Raw genomic sequence first — 18,951 nt, 5'->3', positions numbered from 1 at the left:
CGCAAAAAATGGTTTTAGGTAGTATAGTCGGCTGGTTGTTTCCAGTTAGTTTAACGGTGACAATCGTTTTTGGCGCGGTCGTTTTAGGACTATCAATCTGTTGGTGGTTGATTTTTAAATGGACGGTTCGACGCTTCAATACGGAAGGAAAACGGCATGCTCGATAGTTTATATGTGATCGCGATTATTACGATTTGGTTGTCAATCGTGATGACGATTGTGACGCTAATTGGTGGCGTCATCTTTATTTTTAAACATTTAACGCATACAAACATTGAAGACTTGCCGCCGTTAGCGCGTTATCCAATCGTCACAGTGGTTGTACCGGCCCATAACGAGGCGTTGGTTATTCAAGATACGATTCAAGCCATTTTGCGGTTGAATTATCCAACTGATAAGCTAGAAGTCTTAATGTATGCGGATAATTGTAATGACACGACTGCCGATGAAGTACGTGCTTTGATGCAACGGCCAGAATTTAAAGGACGTAATTTAAAAGTCATTGAACGGACCGGGACCGGTGGTAAAGCCGGGGTCTTAAATGATGCTTTAAAGATTGCGGCCGGTGAATATCTAGGTGTTTATGATGCCGATGCGGCGCCTGAAACTAATGCACTGTATTTTCTAGTGCAAAAGGTGCTGGAAAACCCAACCCGGTATGCGGCCGCTTTTGGGCGCAACAAAACTCGGAATTATCAACAAAACTTTTTGACCCGCTGTATCAATTTGGAAATCGTCAATACCCAACGGATTCAACATACTGGTTTGTGGCAATTATTTAAGATTGGCCGGATTCCAGGGACGAACTTCATTATTAACAAAGCTATCGTCAAATCGATTGGTGGCTGGAATAATGGGGCGTTGACCGAAGATACGGCGATTTCATTTAGCTTGATGCGTGAAGGTAAATTAATTGCCTTAGCGCATCGAGCAGAGGCCTTTCAGCAAGAACCAGAGACTTTGTTTGCTTACTATAATCAACGGAAACGCTGGGCGCGCGGTAATTATGAAGTTATTATGGCGAACTTAAAGCACTTGTTTGATCGCACCCCTTGGCGGATTAAATTAGAAGTGTTCTATTACGTTTGTACGTTCTTTTGGTTTAACGCGGCGATCGTCATCTCCAATGCGATCTTTTTGATCAACATTTTCTTGGCAAGTATCCAAACGGTATTCCCACAAATCCATCAATTGGTTGCGCTTGGTGGACCCTTATCGACGTTGTTTATGATCAACTGGGTCTTGATGTTTTATTTGTACTTACTGCAAATCAACATTGCGTTGGCTAGTGATTATGGTCAAGCGACAGTCACGAACTTTATCTATGCGATTGTGTCTTACTTTACGTATGCCCAATTGTTTATTATTGTTTCAGTGGCGGCGATGTATGATATGGCGCGGGATAAGTTAACGGGTAAACGCCATACACAATGGTATAAGACGCAGCGGTTTTAGTGAGGGGATTTTAGGTTGAAGACGTTTAAACGACATAAATATCAATGGTTGATTGGGGCGCTGATTATTTTAGTGGCCTTTGGTCTGGGTGCGGCGATTTATAATACCCAAAAGCCACAAGCAACTTCGAATACGAGTACGCATGAGATTAAAACGCACTATCAAGAGTGGCAAAAACACTACTTACGTGGGCAATCGAAAAAGTATGTGTTAACCACGAGTAGTGGGCAACAACAAACTTTATCAGAAGCACAAGGTTACGGGATGTTGATTACGGTGATGGCGGCGAAGCATCAGCTTAAGACGCAAACGACTTTCAATCAATTAACGCGTTACTATTTAGCGAATCGACTCAGCAAGACGAATCCGTTAATGGCTTGGCGGCAAACACGCCGTAATGGTAAGATGCAAAGTACGAAAGCAGAACAGACTAGTGCGACTGACGGTGACTTGGATATTGCTTATGCGTTGATCCTGGCTGATGAACAGTGGGGGAGTAAGGGCAGTATTAATTATCAACAGTTGGCTAAGCAATTGATCAGTGCCATCAAGACTCACGAAATTAATCACACCACAAAGTTGCCGATGGTTGGGCAATGGGCCACGACGGCTAAAACGAAGACCATCGTGCGGCCTTCAGATTTGATTACCGCGTATTTCCGTAAATTTGCCAGCTATACCCGTGATGGTAGCTGGACGCAAGTTGCACAAAATAGCCAAGCGGCATTGCAAAAGTTAAGTGCGGCACATTCGACCGGGTTAATGGCGGATTTTGTGACGATTAGTGGTGCCAAGCTGACGTTGGGGACTGTTCAACCAAAACAAGTCGCTTCAAATTACGATGCTGAATATGGCTACAATGCTTGTCGGATACCTTGGCGGGTGACGTACGATTATCAGTTAAACAGTAGTCGAGTCAGCAAGAAAATTGCGCAGAAGATGCTGACTTTCTTTACGAAACAAGCTAAGATCAAGGCGATTTATACGCTCAATGGTCACGCCGTCACGAATTATACGAACCAGGCCTTTACGACACCCGTCGTCTATTCGGCTCAAGTGCTCTCAAATCAAGTCTTAACGAAGCGCTACGCTTCAGCATTAAGCACCAAGATTGAAACTCACGATTATTATCCAGCGACGATTCATATGTTGATGTTAATGATGAGTGGGAGTATCGGCCAATCGATGTAGACTGATGTCATAAAAAACACGGCCCTAAGTTTATTTAGCTTAGGTGCCGTGTTTTTGTGTTTAAAGGTTGTTAGTTGATGATAAGCGATAGTGTAATTTGGCTAGAAACGACCAGTCGTCTTCAAAATTTCAGCGCCTTTATTGACCATCAAATAGCCATCGCCATTTTGGTCGAATTGGAGGCCTTCAAATTCACGTTGACCGGATAATTTGACCGCTTTGACATCTTTAGCTTTGAGTTTGCCTAACTTGCTAACTGGTACTGATGAGATACTGGAATTAGAAACGAAGTAAAGGCGGTTGCTGTTCGCACTATAAGCAATTGATTGTGACTTCCAACCTGGATTGTGGCGCAAGCCTTGCATCACTAAGTGGAACTTAACGGATTTCTTGTTAATCTTGCCCTTATAAATCTTCAAGCTATTCTTAGGTGCCCAACCACCATAGGAATAAGTGTAGAAGTAGGCATTCCCGTTCTTATCGAAGGTCAAGTTTTCACCCATTGCGACCGTTGATTTCAACGTGAAGTTGATCCGTTTGTTAGGCTTAAGGGTCTTGGTGCTAACCCGTTGGACGTTAGCTTTAACGGCAGCGGCACCAACAAACCAGAGTTCACCAGTCTTTGGATTTTGTGCAAGTGATTGTCCATGACCAGCATTAAAGGTTGGTCCAACTTGCATGCAGTTTAAAATGGCCTTATCAGTCGCGGTTAATTGATTGACGCTCTTGTCATAAGTGGCGCGACGTAGCGCTGTCATATTCGTTGTTGAGATGTGGTATTGGCTACGTAATTTGCCTAAGTCATATTTGACGATGCGCCCAGTTTGACTGCTCTTGTTGAGCATGATCAAGGTATAAAGGGTGTTACCATCTTTAGACAAGACTTCACTTTGTGGATTGCCCCAATCACCAGATGTTGCGTACGTTACTGGTAAGTAAATGTCGGTCTTGAATGTTAATGATTTTACCGTCCCAGCTGTCCGACTGATCATCCCCGGAGTGGTTTGATATAAGCCACCGCGGTCGTAGCCTGGTGCTGATTGATAGGCATAAGCACTTTGATAATAATTTTTATTATTAACCGTCTTATACTTTTTGACGTTGTAATTCGCCAAGGCGTTGCCTTTTTGTGTATACGTTGCTGCGGAAACTGCGGTTACGGCCCCTAGTCCTAAAACCGTTGCAAATACAGCAGTCCCCAACTGCCGTTGCCAATTCTTCATTGTACAGTCCTCCAAAACTATTTTTATGATTCAACTATAAATATACCACTAATTGGACAAGGTGAAACTAGTTGCAAGGCTAAATCGTTAACAAAGGCTTGAATTTAAATTGATAGATCGCTAAGCCAATCATGAACGTGATTAAATCAGCGATTGGTTGGGCCAAAACGACACCGAGGTAGCCGAATAATTGATTGGCTAAAACGATGACAATTAGAAAAACGATGCCTTGACGGGCGATTGCCATAATAAAGGCCCCCAGGGCTTGACCAGTTGATTGAAAGACGGTTGTAAAGACGAGAATGGCCCCAATAAAGGGCGTTGTACTTAATAAGCTACGTAATAGGAGACTACCGGCCTTGACGATGGCGGCTTGTGGCATAAACCAGCTGACTAATAATGGGGCTGCGAGCATCAAGATACTTGCTAATACTAAGGCAAGGCCCATCTCAACAAATAAATCAAAGTAAATGATTTTCTTTAAGCGTGGGAAAGCTTTGGCCCCAAAGTTGTACCCGACTAACGGTTGGACCCCAAAGGCAAAGCCGACCATTAATAGCATCACGACCATGTAAATCTTATTGGCAATCCCAATGGCAGCGATTTGTGTGGTGCCGTAGTGGGCGAGATAGTTATTCAATAAAGCCACGCCAAAGCTTTGCATGAGATTGGTAATCGAAGCTGGAATCCCGATAACTAAGATGCCTTTGATTAAGGCATGACTGATTTTTACTTGATGCCAATCAACACTGTTGACTTGGCAACGGGTCTTAACGAAGTAAATCAAAATCATATCGGTGAGGGCATAACCAGTAATCGTGGCCAGCGCGGCCCCCGCGGCACCCCCGTGTAATGGGAAGATGAAGATTGGATCTAAAATGATCGTTAAGACGGTGCCGGCAATCGTGGCAATCATGGATTGCGTTGCTAAGCCTTCAGTCCGAATCATGTTACTCGGAACGAGCGAGAAAATAATGAATAGTGCGCCCCAAGCCATAATGCGATAAAACTGAGCGGCATAGCGATAAGTTTCGTTAGTAGCCCCGAATAAATGCAAAATTGGGGTCTCAAAGACTAATAATAAAATAGTGACGACAATACTAGTTGCCAGGCCAGCATAGGCACAAAAACTACTAACTCGTTGACTAGTACCGGTATCTTTTTGACCAAGCAACCGCGACATTAAGGCACTCCCACCAAGCCCGAAAATATCGCCCACTGCTAACATAAACGAGAACAGTGGGGTACAAAGTGCAACCCCCGCAACTAGGTCAGTATTTTGGGTTTGGGCAACAAAAAAGGTGTCGGCCAGATTATAAATCATACTGGCTAACATCCCGAAAACAACTGGCAAGGCTAATTGAAAATAAGCTTGCGGAATTGGTTTCTTTACGAATAATTCTTCCATCAGACAAAAACTCCCTACTAAAAATGAACACTATTTCTAACTTAACCTTGCGCTATGAGCAATGCAAGGTTAAGTTGACTAATTAACGATAATGCAGCTAAATCTGCGTTTTATGTCTATCGGCGGGGCGATAACGATTAAGACGGTAAAATATAATTAGCTTTAATAGATGCATCTTCAAAACGACCCCGTTTTAGGCTTGTCAATTCAACAATAAACCCTTACATATCAAGACTTTATCCAACTTTCACTTTTTAAGCCCAAACTGCTCTTCGCAGAATCGTCATAATTTCACTACTTTTTTGTAACAAAATGTTCAAAATGGCTTCAAGGTTAGTTAATAGAATTAACGTTGAGAGCGTTATTGTGAATATTTTTAAGGAGATGGATGTAGTGAAACAACAACACCGCCGTGCGATGGTCGTGACGACTGTCGCCGCACTAGCTTTGGTGGTGGCCGGCTGTTCGACCAGTTCTTCCAAGTCTTCGACAGCTAGTTCCACCAGTAGCAAGAGTAGTAGCAGCGTTCCGTTGTCAACTAGTCAAATTAAGAAAAACCTGGATAGTAAGCTGATTACCACACGGGAAAAGTCGCAAGCCAGCTTAACTAAGACGTACAGCACGGCTGCCAAGAGTAGTAAATATACGTTGAGCAGTCCGTATGTCAAAGTGAACCCGTACAAGACATCACCATTAACAGCCTTAGTGACTTTTAAGACCACGAAGGCCGCCAAAGTGAGTTATACGGTGGTCGGTAAGACCGCTAAGACGTCGATTACCAATACGGTTAACGGTGGTTATACGAAGACCCACCAAGTTCCGGTGGTCGGCTTATATGCCAGTTACAATAACACTGTGAAGATCAAAGTCACCACTAAGGGTGGCAGTACTCAAACGAAGACTTTAAAAGTCAAGACTGGCGCGTTACCAAAATATGTTAAGAACGCCAAGGTCACGGTTAAGAATGTGAATAAGTCGAAGATGAACATTGGTAGCAATAAGTTGACCTTGTTGAATCGGACGACGAAAGAGCCAATGGCGGTCGATGCTGATGGTGCAGTTCGTTGGTACAATACCAATTACTCACAACATATCTTTGAACAATGGTCCAACGGGCATATTATGACGTTGACGAAGAAGTCTAATAGTTCTCAAGTATACAATGACTTAACCGAAATTGATTTGCTCGGACGGGTCTACTCAGAATATAGCTTCTCCAGCAAGACCGGGTCTTCTGACTCATCAACTGGGTCAGCAGCTAAGAGTAAGACTGTGACTTATTCAACGTTGATTCACCATGACATCATTGAATTACCAAATCACAACTTCTTGGCGACGGTCTCTGATGGGAGCAAGTACAAAGAAGACACGATGATCGAAGTCTCACACAAGACGGGTAAAATCGTTAAAGTGATCGACTTGAAGAAAATCTTGCCGAAGTCCATGTGGTCTAAGTTTAAAAAGGGGACTGATGGTAAGATCGACTGGTTCCATCAAAATGCCGTTGATTACGATAAGAATGATCAGAGCATCATCATTTCTGGTCGGAATCAAGATATGATCATGAAGTTAGATTACAAGACAAACAAGATTAAGTGGATTTACAGTGGTAAGAAGAAGTCGACCTGGCCGAAGCAGTATCGGAAGTATGTCTTGACGCCAACCAAAGGCACGACCATTACTGGTGGGCAACATGCGTTGTACTTATTGAAAGACGAAAATAATAACCCAAGTAGTGAAGATGTTATCTTATATGATAACAACGTCAATGTGACAAATGGGAACAAGAAGACGTCTGGCAAGTACTCACAAGCTGTTCAATACCATATCAATACGAAGAAGATGACGATTGACCAAACTTGGGCTTGGGGTAAATCACTAGGCAAGGCCAACTTTACAGACGTTATCGGCTACGCTGAACGTCAAAGTAACGGCAACACGTTGATCGACTTTGGCTTCAAAGACAATGGGAAACAAAGTAATGTGATTGAAGTGACGAAGAGCGGCAAGCAAGTTTGGAATATGACATTGAAGAATGCGGCTTCAAAAGCGTATGTTTACCGGGCTTACCGGATGCCATTCTATTCATCAGCTTATACGTTTGATGCAACTAAATAAGGTTAACGACAAGTTTGAGTGATCATACTCAGACTTGTTTTTTGTTATACCACGATATAAATTAATTAGTTTTCTAAAATGAACGTTTGGGGTCGTCAAATAACTAAACTGTGGTTAGCAGCTTGACGACTAGGGTTAGGCAGTTGAAGTTGATTAATCACCCTATAACTATTTTTGTGAAACACTTTTCAGCCCTGTTATACCGGCGTTTATGAGGTGTATTAAGTTGTTTTATTCGTGCGAGTCTACTATGATTAGGCCGATTAGAAATGGGGGTTGTGCACAGATGGATAACTATCAATTGAAGATACAACAACAGCAACAATTACGCTCACAGTTGATTTTAACGGCGACAAAACCAACGATTCAAGCCGATGTGGTGTTAAAGCGATTGGTGCAACGCGCATTACGACAATTGCAACGCTATGGGGATGCCAAGGCGACGGCGGACCAAGTGGCACGTGAATTGGGTTATTATTTGTTTTGCCATCAGTATCAGATGCCGCGGGCTGCTTATGATTTATTGGTCGTGGCACAGGCGATGTATACGCCATTGACGGCGCCACCATTGATACGACTATCGGAATAAAAGTAAACAAGACCGTCATCATGTGAGTCGTTCACATGATGACGGCCTTGCTAGTATGAGATGATAATGGTGATTTAGCTGATTATCGTGTTGTTATAACAATCAGCTTTTAAAACAATCGCTTAGTTTGAAAAACGGGTCTCAAGCCAGATACTACCAATAATCAAGAGCGTCCCTAGCACGAAACCAGGTGTTAAGGCTTCATCTAGGAATGCCCAGCCTAATAAACTGCCAACTAAGGGTTGTAACAAAAAGAATACTCCTGACCGGCTAGCCGGTAATAACTGAAGTCCGCGATTCCACATCACGAAGGCTAATGCTGTTGAAATTAAGCCTAAATACAACAAGCTTAAACTAACTTGGGGCGTGAACCACGGTATAGCCAGTAACGTTTTGGGCTGACTGAAGACGATTGGTGTTAAACACACAGTGGCGATTGCGGTGCCAATCGTCGTGACTTGTAGTGGTGGATAGTAGGCGGTGGCCTTTTTAACAAGGACTGACATGAGCGCCCAAGTCAAAGCAGCGATAATTAAGCAACCAGCACCAAGCAAAGTTTGACGTCCAGTGAGTTGGACCCCGACAATCAGCAACACACCGCTAGTAGCTAATGCCACCGCGCCAATTTTAAGGCCAGTTAAACGTTCTTTTAAGATCAGGTGGGCAAAAATAATTATAAAGGTGGGTGTTGCTGACGTGACGACGGCCCCTAATTGGGCTGAAGTTAACCACGTCCCAGTTTCTTGAAAGCCGATTGATAGGGTGTTGCCAATGAGGCCAATGGCGATTAACAAGGGCCAATCGCGCCGTCGAATGTGCCAGGTGAGTCGCGACCAATGACAAGCGAGTCCTAAACCAACCAGGGCGACTAAGTAGCGTGCCCAGACTAATGTAATGGGATCGATGATGGTGACGACCGCTTTAACGACCACAAACATGCCACCCCAAATACTAGCTGCTAAACTTAGTAGCAGCATACCAAGACCTTGAGATTTATTCATTTTTTTAAGTTCCTCCGCGTTTGATTTTAATTGGTTAAAAATCATCAGCGGCAACTAACCGCTGATTAACGGTTAGCAGGAACGTCACATTCAAATAATGGCATGTAAAGCATGACCAAGCCTCCTCTAAAAAAGATTAATGTTCTCATTATAATAAGCTTGTTAAGTAATCGCAACTTGGTTATATTTAAGGTGGTTAATTAATTGACCAAAATAAAAGGATTGGGGTCTTTTTAATGCGATTATCACGGGGAATGATGTTGAGTGCTGGCGTCGGTTTATTGGCACTAAGTTTACCAATGGCCGCGGGGGCTAAAACCCAAACGTTACCAGCGAGTTTTCAAGGTAACTGGTACGGCTATGTGAGTGCGACCACTGAGGGGAAGACGACGACGCATTCAATTGCCAAAGTGCATTTGACTGGCAATAAACTGAATTATGGGATTTATACGAGTACGAAGGCTAATCTGAAGTCACGCACTTGGATTGCGAGCTTTAAAGTACCGGCACAATTGACTAAAAAAGTGAATTCGAAAACTAAACGGGTCACTTATCGGTTAGGGTCAAAACTAGCTGATGCCAACTTTGCCACGCTAAGCCTAACCAAACTAAAAGTGGGGACTAAAAAAGTCACGGCCTTACGCGAAAAAATCGATGGGGTTGGCAGTGTCTATTTGTTCCGCCAACCAACAAAGAGTCATCGCTGGGATAACACGTTGGACTTAGAAAATTTGCTGGCTGATTATTAACTATTAGCATGTAAAACTGCGACTGAACTTAATCGGTGGCAGTTTTTTTGACGTTGATCGAAGCCAAATCATAACAGGCTACCGTGGTATCGCGCGGGGATGTCACTTGCATCTAGCTAGTAGAATCGCTATGATAAAAACATTCTAATTATTTTTTAATTTTAAGCAAAGAGGTGTGTCATGGGACAGTCGAAGCAGTTAAGAAAAGTGATTTTCGCCAGTTTGTTTGCTGCTATTATTTTTGTGGGGATTAGTGTGTTACGCATCCCGTTGCCCGCGATTGTGGGACGCCCGTTTGTGCATTTTGGCAATACTTTGACGATATTAGCCGTTATGCTCTTGGGTTTTGGCTACGGTGCTGCTGCCGGTGCAATCGGGTTAGGGTTGTTTGATATCTTGAACGGCTACGCAGCGACGGCTTGGTTGACCGTGCTAGAAGCGATTATCCTAGCGGCGATGGTCAATTTGGTCTTTAAAGCGATTGGCTATGATGAGCAGCATTTATCAAAGTTATATCTCGTGTCATTTTTAGCGGGGTTAACGAAATTGATTACCTCGTGGGGCAACGGGGTGATCGTGGCTTTGATGGCCGGGACCACATTGAAAGTGGCCATGATTGGCTCGTTTGCGAGTCTCTTATCGGCCTTGATCAATTCAGTGGTGAGTTTCTTAATTGTGCCGTTGTTATATCAATTACTAGTCAAAGTCGGGTTTAGTCGGTCACGATTTTTAGTCTAGCATGTCATGGTGATGCCTTCAGATAAAGGGTGTCACCATTTTTTTGCATAAAAAAACGACCACCTCTGGAAAGTGGTCGTCGTGGGTATGATGGAGGTGGCGAGAGTCGAACTCGCGTCCAAGCATATTGCCCCTCGGATATCTACGCTCATAGGCATACTATTTAAATTTCGCCATTACAAACGCCGCATGTCAGGGCACTCAGCAATGACTAACCTGATTAGTCTCTTCTCGTTGCTTCAGGTGTGAGCATTGAGCGTAAGTCCACTAAATTTAGGACCCAGATCTAAGACATGGACGATCTTAGGAGGATCTACGTTAAGCGCTTATTAGGCAGCTAAAGCGTAAGAATTGTTATTATTTTTTGCAGTTATAATATAAACTGGGCAGTTTTACGTGATGCGAACACGAAACGCAATCCGAACTCAAACTATACCTGTCGAATCCAGAACACCCCCGAATTCGATACACTAATAGTTTAGCATAGCCCTTTTGTTCTGCCAACTAATATGTTTAAAGGCAAAAGAAAAGCCAATCAAAATGATTGACTAGTTAACTTACGAATCGGTCCGTCGATGTAAGACACCCATCATCTTACGAACGTTTAGTGATAAGGCCATAACGGCTAAAATAATCAAAATACCGCCGAATAAATCAAAGCCCGTGAGTTGTACATGTAAAAAGGCAATTGAAAATACGGTTGCCGCTAGTGGTTCAAAGGCATCTAATAAACTAGCAGTGGTTGGTAAGATATAACTTAAACTGTTGGCAAACATCAAGAATGGGAAGACCGTTCCCAAAATAATGATGACGAGCAGTAAACTAATCGTTGGCCAGTCTAAACTAACATGGACTTGCCAGAGTGGGGTGAAGACGTTCAAGCATAATCCGGCGACTAATAAGCCCCAACCGGTTACCGTCATCGCGCCGTATTTGGTCAAAATCGAACGTGGAATCAGGGTGTTAGTGGCGACCCCAATAGCGGATAACTCACCCCAAAATAAAACGACTGGCGAAATCGCTAAGCTATTCAAATGACCATGGGTCACAATCAGCAACGTGCCGATAAAAGCCATTAGCATCCCGATAGCTTCTGAGCGGCGTGGTGTGACGTGTTTAAATAAGAAGAAATAAATGCTAATGATGAACGGTCCTAAGAATTGAATGATGGTCGCAATCGGCGCATTCCCAAACTTAACGGCTTCAAAATAACATAATTGCACGGGGACTAAACCAAGTAAGCCATAGCTGATCAGCTGAATACTATCACGGCGATTGCGCCAGATTTTAAACGGCTTCACGCCACTTGCTTGTCCCAAGATAAGCAAGCCTAAGCCGGCAATAATCATCCGAACTTGTGTCAGCCACAAGGCGGTCACTTGTGAATTTAGTTTAAAAAGGGTACTAGCAGCGACCCCTGAAATCCCCCAAAGAATACAGGCGGTACTCGCCAGTAAAACGCCTTTTAAGTGGTGTTGACGGGTCATCGTGGCCACTTCCCAATAGTCATAAAACGCAAAATCTCCAACTCCTTAATTCAGATGAATCTTAGTACAATGGTGATTATTATAGCAAAAGCCGACCATTCACCGCGGCGTTTTTAGTGATTATTCATGAGATTATAATTGTAAGCGGTTGATATATGCAGATGGCTGCTTGCTAAGAATCAATCCCGTAAATTCGAAAACCGATAGCTTTCAATCCAGTGCCATGCTATGATATGAACAACAAGTGACTCTTATTAAATTTTAATCTGGAGGTTCTACTGATGAAAGCAATTATTACTGTCGTCGGCCAAGACCAAGTTGGCATCGTGGCGACCGTGGCTAATGAATTAGCGCATTTAAATATTAATATTGTCGATATTTCCCAAACCTTGATGGATCATAACTTTACCATGATGTTATCTGGTGAGTGGGATGATCACCAATTGAGTTTTGCTGATGCTAAGACGGCGCTGGATGCTTTAGGTGAACAGTCCGGGTTAACGATTCGTATTCAGCGCCAAGCGTTGTTTGATGCGATTCAGAAGTTGTAGGAGGGGGCCAATGGAAAGTCGATCGATTTTAGAAACGATTCAAATGGTCGCCGAAGAAAACTTAGATATTCGGACGATTACGATGGGTATCTCACTGTTTGATTGTATTGACAGTGATGGTGCCAAGGCACGGCAAAAGATTTATGACAAGATAACGACCAGTGCCCGTGACTTGGTCAAAGTGGCTGACCAGATTCAAACCGAATATGGCGTGCCCATTATTAACAAGCGGATCGCGGTGACACCAATTGCCTTGATTGCTGCTGCTAGTGGTGATACCGACTATGTGGCTTATGCGCAAACGATGGAACAAGCCGCAGTAGCACTTGGTGTTGACTTAATTGGTGGTTTTTCCGCCTTAGTTCAAAAGGGCTATCAAAGTGGTGATCGTAAGTTGATTGCGTCAATTCCGCAAGCTTTAGCAGAAACAAGCCGCGTGTGTAGCTCAGTTAATGTTGGGTCCACGCGGGCGGGAATCAACTTGGATGCTGTCGGCGAGATGGGCCACATTATCAAACAAATCGCGGCCAAAGATCCGGTTAATTGCATGAGTTTAGTGGTCTTTGCGAATGCTGTTGATGATAATCCCTTTATGGCCGGCGCCTTTCATGGTGTTGGTGAAGCTGATCGGGTTATCAACGTCGGGATTAGTGGCCCTGGTGTGGTTAAACGGGCACTTGAACAAGTCCGTGGCCAGTCAATTGATGTGGTTTCAGAACAAATCAAAAAGACGGCCTTCAAAGTAACACGGATGGGGCAATTTGTTGGTTCGATTGCGGCTAAACGCTTAAAGGTGCCGTTTGGTATTGTCGATTTGTCATTGGCGCCTACGCCAAATGAAGGCGATTCTGTTGCTGAAATTCTAGAAGAGATTGGGTTAGAAAGCGTGGGGGCACCTGGTACGACGGCGGCATTGGCACTATTGAATGATGCCGTTAAAAAGGGTGGCGTCATGGCCTGTGAGCATGTCGGTGGCCTATCGGGGGCGTTCATTCCGGTTTCAGAAGATGCTGAGATGATTCGCGCGGTCGAAGCTGGCCGTTTAGGTATTGAAAAGCTAGAAGCAATGACGGCGGTTTGTTCAGTTGGGCTGGATATGATTGCCGTGCCTGGCGATACGACGGCGGCGACTATCAGTGGCATGATCGCGGATGAAGCCGCCATCGGAATGATCAATAACAAGACGACCGCCGTGCGAGTCATTCCAGCGACGGGGCAACAAGTTGGCGACAGTATTGAATTTGGCGGCTTATTCGGGCGCGCACCGATTATGGCAGTCAATCCCAGTCAACCGACGGCCTTTGTCCAACGTGGGGGTCATATTCCTGCCCCAATTCATTCTTTTAAAAATTAATTTTTGCGTGGCGAGCCGGAATGGTCGTCACGTTTTTTTACGGAATTGGTATACTTTCTACTATAATATAGGACACCCCACGCATCGCCATACTTTTTTCACAAACCAGCCACGCAATGTTACTAATTTGTTGATATACTAAGACTGATAATTAGCCTGAAGTGGGGTATGATTATATTTAGGATGCGTCGGGAGTCATGGCGACACTAATACGCGACACTTAATATTAACTGGTTAGCTTGGAGGAATTAGTCAATGAAATTATTAATGATTGAAGATAATAAATCCGTCTCAGAAATGATGGCGATGTTTTTTAAGAAAGAACAGTGGGATGCCCACTTTGCTTACGATGGTAATGAAGCCGTTGAGATGTTTAAAGAAGATGTCGATGGCTGGGATATGGTCACGTTAGATTTAAACTTACCTGGTAAGGACGGCATGCAAGTTAGTGCAGATATTCGCAAAGCTTCACCAACTGTACCAATTATCATGTTAACGGCGCGTGATTCAGAAAGTGACCAAGTTTTAGGGTTGGAAATGGGCGCTGATGATTATGTGACTAAGCCATTTTCACCAATTACGTTGATTGCCCGGATCAAAGCGTTACATCGGCGGGCTGACTTGAGTAAAACAGCTCCTAGTGAACCCACTGCGGATGCGGTCAGTGATTTTGACGTGCAAACCGATCACTTTAAGTTAAACACGAAGACCCGCGAAGCCTATTTAGCTGGTCAACAAATTCAAGATTTAACGCCCAAGGAATTTGATTTGCTGAAGACCTTGGCACAAAAGCCACGCCAAGTGTTCTCACGTGAACAGTTACTACAACTTGTTTGGGATTATGAATATTACGGTGATGAACGGACCGTTGATGCGCATATCAAGAAATTACGTCAAAAGATTGAAAAAGCTGGCCCACAAATTATTCAAACGGTCTGGGGGGTTGGCTACAAGTTCGACGATAGTGGAGTTGAAACTAAATGAAACTGATCTACCAACAAATGTTGTCGTTTTTTGCGGTCATCATTACGGTCATTGTGGTGTTAGGATTTGCCTTTATCCGCACCACCAAAACGATGATTTACCAAAACTCTTGGCAACAGCTACAACAATACGCGACGAGTATTGAAAAAGAAGCGATTCGGTATAATACGCGTACCCATAAAGTGGTGGGGTTTAACCAACAATTCTTAAATGATAGTACGGCGATTTTACGCGATCAGCACATTCACTTTTCGGTGTATGATGCCAATAAGAAAGTTGTTTATCCGAACAGTTTAGGGTTAAGCAATATGCCAACCGGATCGTTTTACTCACCAAGTATTTCGAGTAGTGACTGGAAAAAGCTAAAGAATAACAAGACGATTACGAAATCACCACACGTGACCTTTAAGTCACGGAGTCATGACCGGCCAGTTAACAAGCCATCGCTAAAGACAATTGACGTGTTAGTCCCACTTTTTTATAAGAGCGGCAGTACTAAAAAATTTGTTGGGGCAATTTCGATTGGGTCGTTTGAACAAACCCTGCAAGCTAATGAACAACAGATTGAAAATAACTTGTTTATTGCGTTGCTCGTGTCTGGGATTGCCGCGCTACTATTGAGTTTTATTTTGGCACGGTATTCCGTTCGCCGGATCAATCGGTTGCGTTACGCGACGCATTCAGTTGCGAGTGGGGACTTTGATATTCAAGTCGACAGTAACCATAAAGATGAAATCGATGATTTGGCCGATGACTTTAATGGCATGGTGAGTTCGTTACGAGCGTCTGATGAAGAAATTAAACGCCAAGAAAAACGGCGGCGTGAATTTATGGCTGATGCGGCCCATGAAATGCGGACACCGTTAACGACAATTAATGGGATTTTGGAAGGTTTGGCGTATGACGCGATTCCAGAAGAAGATAAGGCGCATTCGATTGAATTGATGCAAAATGAAACGAAGCGTTTAATCCGGTTAGTTAACGAAAACTTAGATTATGAAAAGATCCGGACTGGTCAAATTGCGTTAAATAAGACCAATTTCGATGGTGCGGAGGTCTTGCATAACTTAGTGGAACAACTCACAAAGAAGGCGGCGGCCGCCAACGACAAGTTTGCATTGACGGTACCAACTGAATTACCAGTCTGGGCCGACTATGATCGATTTGTACAAGTGTTGTTTAACATCATGCAAAATGCGATCCAGTTCTCCCAAGATGGGACGATTGAAGTGACGGCTAGTCGGACGGATCATGCGGCGGTGATTTCCGTTCAAGATCATGGGATCGGGATGACACCGGACCAAGTTAAGAACATTTGGGAACGGTATTATAAAGCTGATCCGTCACGGAAGAATACGAAGTATGGTGAATCTGGTTTAGGCTTAGCAATTTCACATCAATTGGTCCAACAACATGGGGGCTCGATCGAAGTTGAAAGTGAAGCCAACCAAGGGACCCGCTTTACCGTGACATTCCCTGATGATGGGTTTGATAAACCAATTATTGAAGATTAGGTCACTCAGAATCGCGACCTGACTAAATATAGCCACCGGATGGAATTGACGTTCATCTGGTGGCTATTTATTTAGCATTTTTAGGTGGCAGCCTGCTTTTCAAGCGTGCATATAAGTAATAACTAACGGTCGACCGCGAGAATATGTTACACTTAAAACGGCTGTGAACAGCGATTTACCGCTACTTTAGATAAGAACAGAACGAATAGGAGAACACAAATGCAAAGAGTACAAATTACTGGTAATTCCCAACGGAAGGTCAAAGATGGCTATCCATTGTTAGTTCAAGATGACTTGAAAGACCCAAGCATGCGCTTAACCGACGGGTCATTCATCGCATTGATGGCGAGCTCACAATTTATGGGCTATGCTTTGGTTGCCAAACACCGGCGTCAACTTGGCTGGGTGTTGAGCTTAGATGAAAGTGAAACCCCAACGACGGATTATTTCCGGAAATTATTCAAACAAGCGTTAGTTCGTCGGGCAACGACGATGGACCCAAGTATGCCACAACGGGTCTTCAACGCTGATGGTGATGGCTTAGGCGGTGTGACGATTGATCGTTATGCTGATTACTATGTCTTTACGTGGTACGCGCAAGGGGTTTATCAACAACGAGAAATGATTTACGCTGCTTTTGAAGCGGCGACTGATCATCAATTTAAGGGCATTTATGCGAAGTTACGCTTCAACGTCGAAGCCGGTAACTTGAAGAGTCGTTTAGTAACCGGGACTGAAGCCCCAGAACCATTGTTGGTTACTGAAGGCGATGTGACGTATCCCGTTCATTTACAAGATGATTTAACGACGGGGTTGTTACTCGACATGCGGCCAATTCGGCAATGGTTAGCCGGTGCTGAATTACAAGGGAAGACTGTTTTAAACTTGTTTAGTCAAGAAAATGGGATTACAGCTGCAGCTGCGGTTGCCGGAGCTGCTAAGACGATTTCGATTGAAACTAATAAGAAGGGTGCTGCCGCAACTGCTGACCAATTAGCTATCAATAACTTGGATCCTGATAAGCACGAGATTCGGGCCATCGAAGTTAACAGTTACTTGGATTATACCGCCAAGCATCATTTGAGCTATGACGTCGTTGTCGTGACGGCACCAACGTTTGCGCGTGTGAAGAAGCAGAAGTTCCAAGTGGCTACTGATTTAACGGATTTATTAGCCCAAGCGTTACCAACTGTTCGGCGTGACGGTCAGTTAGTCGTTGCAACTACTGCGAACAACTTCTCAATGAAGAAGTTCAAAGCGGCGGTTGATGAAGCATTCATCGGCAGTGACCGGGATTATACGGTAACTGAAACGTTCCGCTTGCCAGCAGATTTTGTGACTCGTAAAGCCTATTTGGCTAGCAACTACCTTAAGGTCTTAGTCTTGACCTTGGATAAATAAGCTGGTTTTACCACCTTTTACTCGTAAAATAAAAAAAATTTATTTGTAAAATTAGGGACCGTTTTCATAACATGAAAACGGTCTCTATCACTAAAGAAAACGAATTCATGAAAATATAAAAATAATTATATTTCCGGCTGAAGTGCTGATTATGACTGGTAAAACGGTTACTTTCCTGTTAAACTTATTTTCTGTCGCTAGACATAAGAGAAAATAAGAGAAATGAGGATTTAGATTAATGGGAATTCTAATTGCACTGATTCCTGCGATTGCGTGGGGCAGTATCGGCTTAATTAGTGGTAAGATGGGTGGTTCTGCGCGGCAACAGACCCTCGGTATGACTATGGGTGCCTTATTATTTGGAATTGTTTTATGGTTATTTGAACAACCTGCATTGACGTCAGCAGTTTGGATTACTGGGATTGTTTCTGGGTTATTCTGGAGTGTTGGTCAAGGACAACAATTTACGTCGATGAAAGCGGTCGGGATTTCCCGGACAACGCCAATTTCAACTGGGATGCAATTAGTTGCCAATGCTTTAGCTGGTGTCTTGTTATTCAATGAATGGCAAGGCCGGATGTATTGGATTGGGTCAATTTCGGTTATCATCTTGATTTTTGGGGCCGTTTTGACTTCCTTAACCGATAAAACTGATCCAAATGTTCAACGGTCAGAAAACTGGTCAGTTGGGATTCGGGCATTGATTTTGTCCACGATCGGTTACGCCGGTTATACGATTGTCGTCCATTACGGTAATGTCAATGCTCAAGCGGTGGTTATGCCACAAGCCGTTGGGATGTTGATTGGGGCCTTGATCTGGTCATTTAAAGACAAGCCGTTGACTGACAAAGCGACTTATCGCAACATCGTCACTGGGTTAGTTTGGGGTGTCGGGAACTTATTCATGTTCATGGCAATGGCCCAAATTGGTCAAGCTATCGCGTACTCTTTATCACAAATGGGAATCGTTATTTCGACCTTCGGGAGTATTTACCTCTTAGGTGAACGGAAGACGCATCGCGAAATGATTTATGTCGTCATCGGTTCGATTTTAGTTATCGTCGGTGGGGTCGCCTTATCCTTAATGAAGGCTTAGTAAAATTTTTACTATGGCAAATTCTATAATTAATCCGAACAGAAATTAAAAAGCCCAAAGCAATCACTTACAATGGTAGTAGCTAATTCCAA

The 18,951-nt window shown here is 43.6% G+C and carries 17 protein-coding genes and 1 other RNA gene; 13 read left to right on the top strand and 5 right to left on the bottom strand.

The genetic code is table 11. The features are described 5' to 3' along the window. Positions 1-8 precede the first annotated feature (8 nt). The 3 genes from FFM75_RS13885 to FFM75_RS01335 are packed head-to-tail and all read left to right on the top strand — an operon-like array spanning position 9 to position 2,646. Positions 9-167, top strand: coding sequence for a hypothetical protein (locus FFM75_RS13885; protein ID WP_171001405.1), 159 nt, complete (start codon positions 9-11; stop codon positions 165-167). After that, positions 157-1,455, top strand: a complete 1,299-nt coding sequence (locus tag FFM75_RS01340) for a glycosyltransferase family 2 protein (protein WP_137627399.1) — start codon at positions 157-159, stop codon at positions 1,453-1,455. The genes FFM75_RS13885 and FFM75_RS01340 overlap by 11 nt, the downstream gene beginning before the upstream one ends. A 15-nt stretch (positions 1,456-1,470) precedes the next feature. Continuing rightward, complete coding sequence (locus FFM75_RS01335) at positions 1,471-2,646, top strand: family 8 glycosyl hydrolase (protein WP_137627398.1); 1,176 nt, start codon at positions 1,471-1,473, stop codon at positions 2,644-2,646. Between the two features lie 101 nt (positions 2,647-2,747). Here the strand turns inward: FFM75_RS01335 and FFM75_RS01330 are convergent, their stop codons facing one another. Together FFM75_RS01330 and FFM75_RS01325 are read right to left on the bottom strand one after the other, a co-directional pair. Beyond that, complete coding sequence (locus FFM75_RS01330; RefSeq protein ID WP_137627397.1) at positions 2,748-3,869, bottom strand: hypothetical protein; 1,122 nt, start codon at positions 3,867-3,869, stop codon at positions 2,748-2,750. Positions 3,870-3,948: 79 nt separating this feature from the next. Beyond that, positions 3,949-5,277, bottom strand: a complete 1,329-nt coding sequence (locus FFM75_RS01325) for an MATE family efflux transporter (RefSeq protein WP_137627396.1) — start codon at positions 5,275-5,277, stop codon at positions 3,949-3,951. Positions 5,278-5,661: 384 nt separating this feature from the next. On the opposite strand from FFM75_RS01325, the gene FFM75_RS01320 reads away from it, so the two are divergent. Together FFM75_RS01320 and FFM75_RS01315 are read left to right on the top strand one after the other, a co-directional pair. After that, positions 5,662-7,395, top strand: a complete 1,734-nt coding sequence (locus FFM75_RS01320) for an aryl-sulfate sulfotransferase (RefSeq protein WP_137627619.1) — start codon at positions 5,662-5,664, stop codon at positions 7,393-7,395. Between the two features lie 286 nt (positions 7,396-7,681). Next, complete coding sequence (locus FFM75_RS01315; protein ID WP_137627395.1) at positions 7,682-7,984, top strand: hypothetical protein; 303 nt, start codon at positions 7,682-7,684, stop codon at positions 7,982-7,984. Between the two features lie 122 nt (positions 7,985-8,106). Here FFM75_RS01315 and FFM75_RS01310 read toward each other — a convergent pair whose 3' ends face one another. Next, positions 8,107-8,985, bottom strand: a complete 879-nt coding sequence (locus tag FFM75_RS01310; protein WP_137627394.1) for a DMT family transporter — start codon at positions 8,983-8,985, stop codon at positions 8,107-8,109. Positions 8,986-9,221: 236 nt separating this feature from the next. Here FFM75_RS01310 and FFM75_RS01305 point away from each other — a divergent pair, with 236 nt between their 5' ends. Both FFM75_RS01305 and FFM75_RS01300 read left to right on the top strand, forming a co-directional pair. Continuing rightward, a complete protein-coding gene (locus tag FFM75_RS01305) occupies positions 9,222-9,734 on the top strand; it encodes a hypothetical protein (RefSeq protein ID WP_137627393.1) in 513 nt (170 codons plus the stop codon). 180 nt (positions 9,735-9,914) lie between these two features. Then, complete coding sequence (locus tag FFM75_RS01300) at positions 9,915-10,472, top strand: ECF transporter S component (RefSeq protein ID WP_137627392.1); 558 nt, start codon at positions 9,915-9,917, stop codon at positions 10,470-10,472. A gap of 88 nt (positions 10,473-10,560) precedes the next feature. On the opposite strand, the gene ssrA is transcribed toward FFM75_RS01300, so the two are convergent. Beyond that, positions 10,561-10,930, bottom strand: a transfer-messenger RNA (tmRNA) gene (ssrA, locus tag FFM75_RS01295). A gap of 99 nt (positions 10,931-11,029) precedes the next feature. Then, positions 11,030-11,959, bottom strand: coding sequence for a DMT family transporter (locus FFM75_RS01290; RefSeq protein ID WP_137627391.1), 930 nt, complete (start codon positions 11,957-11,959; stop codon positions 11,030-11,032). 281 nt (positions 11,960-12,240) lie between these two features. Between FFM75_RS01290 and FFM75_RS01285 the strand changes: the two genes are divergently transcribed. The 6 genes from FFM75_RS01285 (at position 12,241) to FFM75_RS01260 (ending at position 18,859) form a co-directional block, all read left to right on the top strand. Then, a complete protein-coding gene (locus FFM75_RS01285) occupies positions 12,241-12,510 on the top strand; it encodes an ACT domain-containing protein (protein ID WP_137627390.1) in 270 nt (89 codons plus the stop codon). Between the two features lie 10 nt (positions 12,511-12,520). Continuing rightward, complete coding sequence (locus tag FFM75_RS01280) at positions 12,521-13,864, top strand: PFL family protein (protein WP_137627389.1); 1,344 nt, start codon at positions 12,521-12,523, stop codon at positions 13,862-13,864. A 255-nt stretch (positions 13,865-14,119) separates the two neighbouring features. After that, a complete protein-coding gene (locus tag FFM75_RS01275) occupies positions 14,120-14,848 on the top strand; it encodes a response regulator transcription factor (RefSeq protein WP_137627388.1) in 729 nt (242 codons plus the stop codon). Beyond that, positions 14,845-16,362, top strand: coding sequence for a sensor histidine kinase (locus FFM75_RS01270; protein ID WP_137627387.1), 1,518 nt, complete (start codon positions 14,845-14,847; stop codon positions 16,360-16,362). The genes FFM75_RS01275 and FFM75_RS01270 overlap by 4 nt, the downstream gene beginning before the upstream one ends. Before the next feature lie 219 nt (positions 16,363-16,581). After that, complete coding sequence (locus FFM75_RS01265; protein ID WP_137627386.1) at positions 16,582-17,763, top strand: class I SAM-dependent methyltransferase; 1,182 nt, start codon at positions 16,582-16,584, stop codon at positions 17,761-17,763. 238 nt (positions 17,764-18,001) lie between these two features. Next, positions 18,002-18,859: a GRP family sugar transporter gene (locus tag FFM75_RS01260; protein ID WP_137627385.1), complete on the top strand. Its 858-nt coding sequence runs from the start codon at positions 18,002-18,004 to the stop codon at positions 18,857-18,859. Positions 18,860-18,951: the final 92 nt, after the last annotated feature.

It is taken from the genome of Lactiplantibacillus daowaiensis (assembly GCF_005405085.1).
GTDB classification, from domain to species: domain Bacteria; phylum Bacillota; class Bacilli; order Lactobacillales; family Lactobacillaceae; genus Lactiplantibacillus; species Lactiplantibacillus daowaiensis.
Note: the sequence above shows the minus strand (reverse complement) of the source record. Positions and strands in the feature narration are given on the sequence as shown.

What these genes read in the sequence shown, in the direction of transcription:
- FFM75_RS13885 (WP_171001405.1), top strand. Translation starts at nt 9, where the DNA reads ATGGTTTTAGGTAGTATAGTCGGCTGGTTGTTTCCAGTTAGTTTAACG.
- FFM75_RS01340 (WP_137627399.1), top strand. Translation starts at nt 157, where the DNA reads ATGCTCGATAGTTTATATGTGATCGCGATTATTACGATTTGGTTGTCA.
- FFM75_RS01330 (WP_137627397.1), bottom strand. Translation starts at nt 3,869, where the DNA reads ATGAAGAATTGGCAACGGCAGTTGGGGACTGCTGTATTTGCAACGGTT.
- FFM75_RS01325 (WP_137627396.1), bottom strand. Translation starts at nt 5,277, where the DNA reads ATGGAAGAATTATTCGTAAAGAAACCAATTCCGCAAGCTTATTTTCAA.
- FFM75_RS01320 (WP_137627619.1), top strand. Translation starts at nt 5,662, where the DNA reads ATGGATGTAGTGAAACAACAACACCGCCGTGCGATGGTCGTGACGACT.
- FFM75_RS01315 (WP_137627395.1), top strand. Translation starts at nt 7,682, where the DNA reads ATGGATAACTATCAATTGAAGATACAACAACAGCAACAATTACGCTCA.
- FFM75_RS01310 (WP_137627394.1), bottom strand. Translation starts at nt 8,985, where the DNA reads ATGAATAAATCTCAAGGTCTTGGTATGCTGCTACTAAGTTTAGCAGCT.
- FFM75_RS01305 (WP_137627393.1), top strand. Translation starts at nt 9,222, where the DNA reads ATGCGATTATCACGGGGAATGATGTTGAGTGCTGGCGTCGGTTTATTG.
- FFM75_RS01300 (WP_137627392.1), top strand. Translation starts at nt 9,915, where the DNA reads ATGGGACAGTCGAAGCAGTTAAGAAAAGTGATTTTCGCCAGTTTGTTT.
- FFM75_RS01290 (WP_137627391.1), bottom strand. Translation starts at nt 11,959, where the DNA reads ATGACCCGTCAACACCACTTAAAAGGCGTTTTACTGGCGAGTACCGCC.
- FFM75_RS01285 (WP_137627390.1), top strand. Translation starts at nt 12,241, where the DNA reads ATGAAAGCAATTATTACTGTCGTCGGCCAAGACCAAGTTGGCATCGTG.
- FFM75_RS01280 (WP_137627389.1), top strand. Translation starts at nt 12,521, where the DNA reads ATGGAAAGTCGATCGATTTTAGAAACGATTCAAATGGTCGCCGAAGAA.
- FFM75_RS01275 (WP_137627388.1), top strand. Translation starts at nt 14,120, where the DNA reads ATGAAATTATTAATGATTGAAGATAATAAATCCGTCTCAGAAATGATG.
- FFM75_RS01270 (WP_137627387.1), top strand. Translation starts at nt 14,845, where the DNA reads ATGAAACTGATCTACCAACAAATGTTGTCGTTTTTTGCGGTCATCATT.
- FFM75_RS01265 (WP_137627386.1), top strand. Translation starts at nt 16,582, where the DNA reads ATGCAAAGAGTACAAATTACTGGTAATTCCCAACGGAAGGTCAAAGAT.
- FFM75_RS01260 (WP_137627385.1), top strand. Translation starts at nt 18,002, where the DNA reads ATGGGAATTCTAATTGCACTGATTCCTGCGATTGCGTGGGGCAGTATC.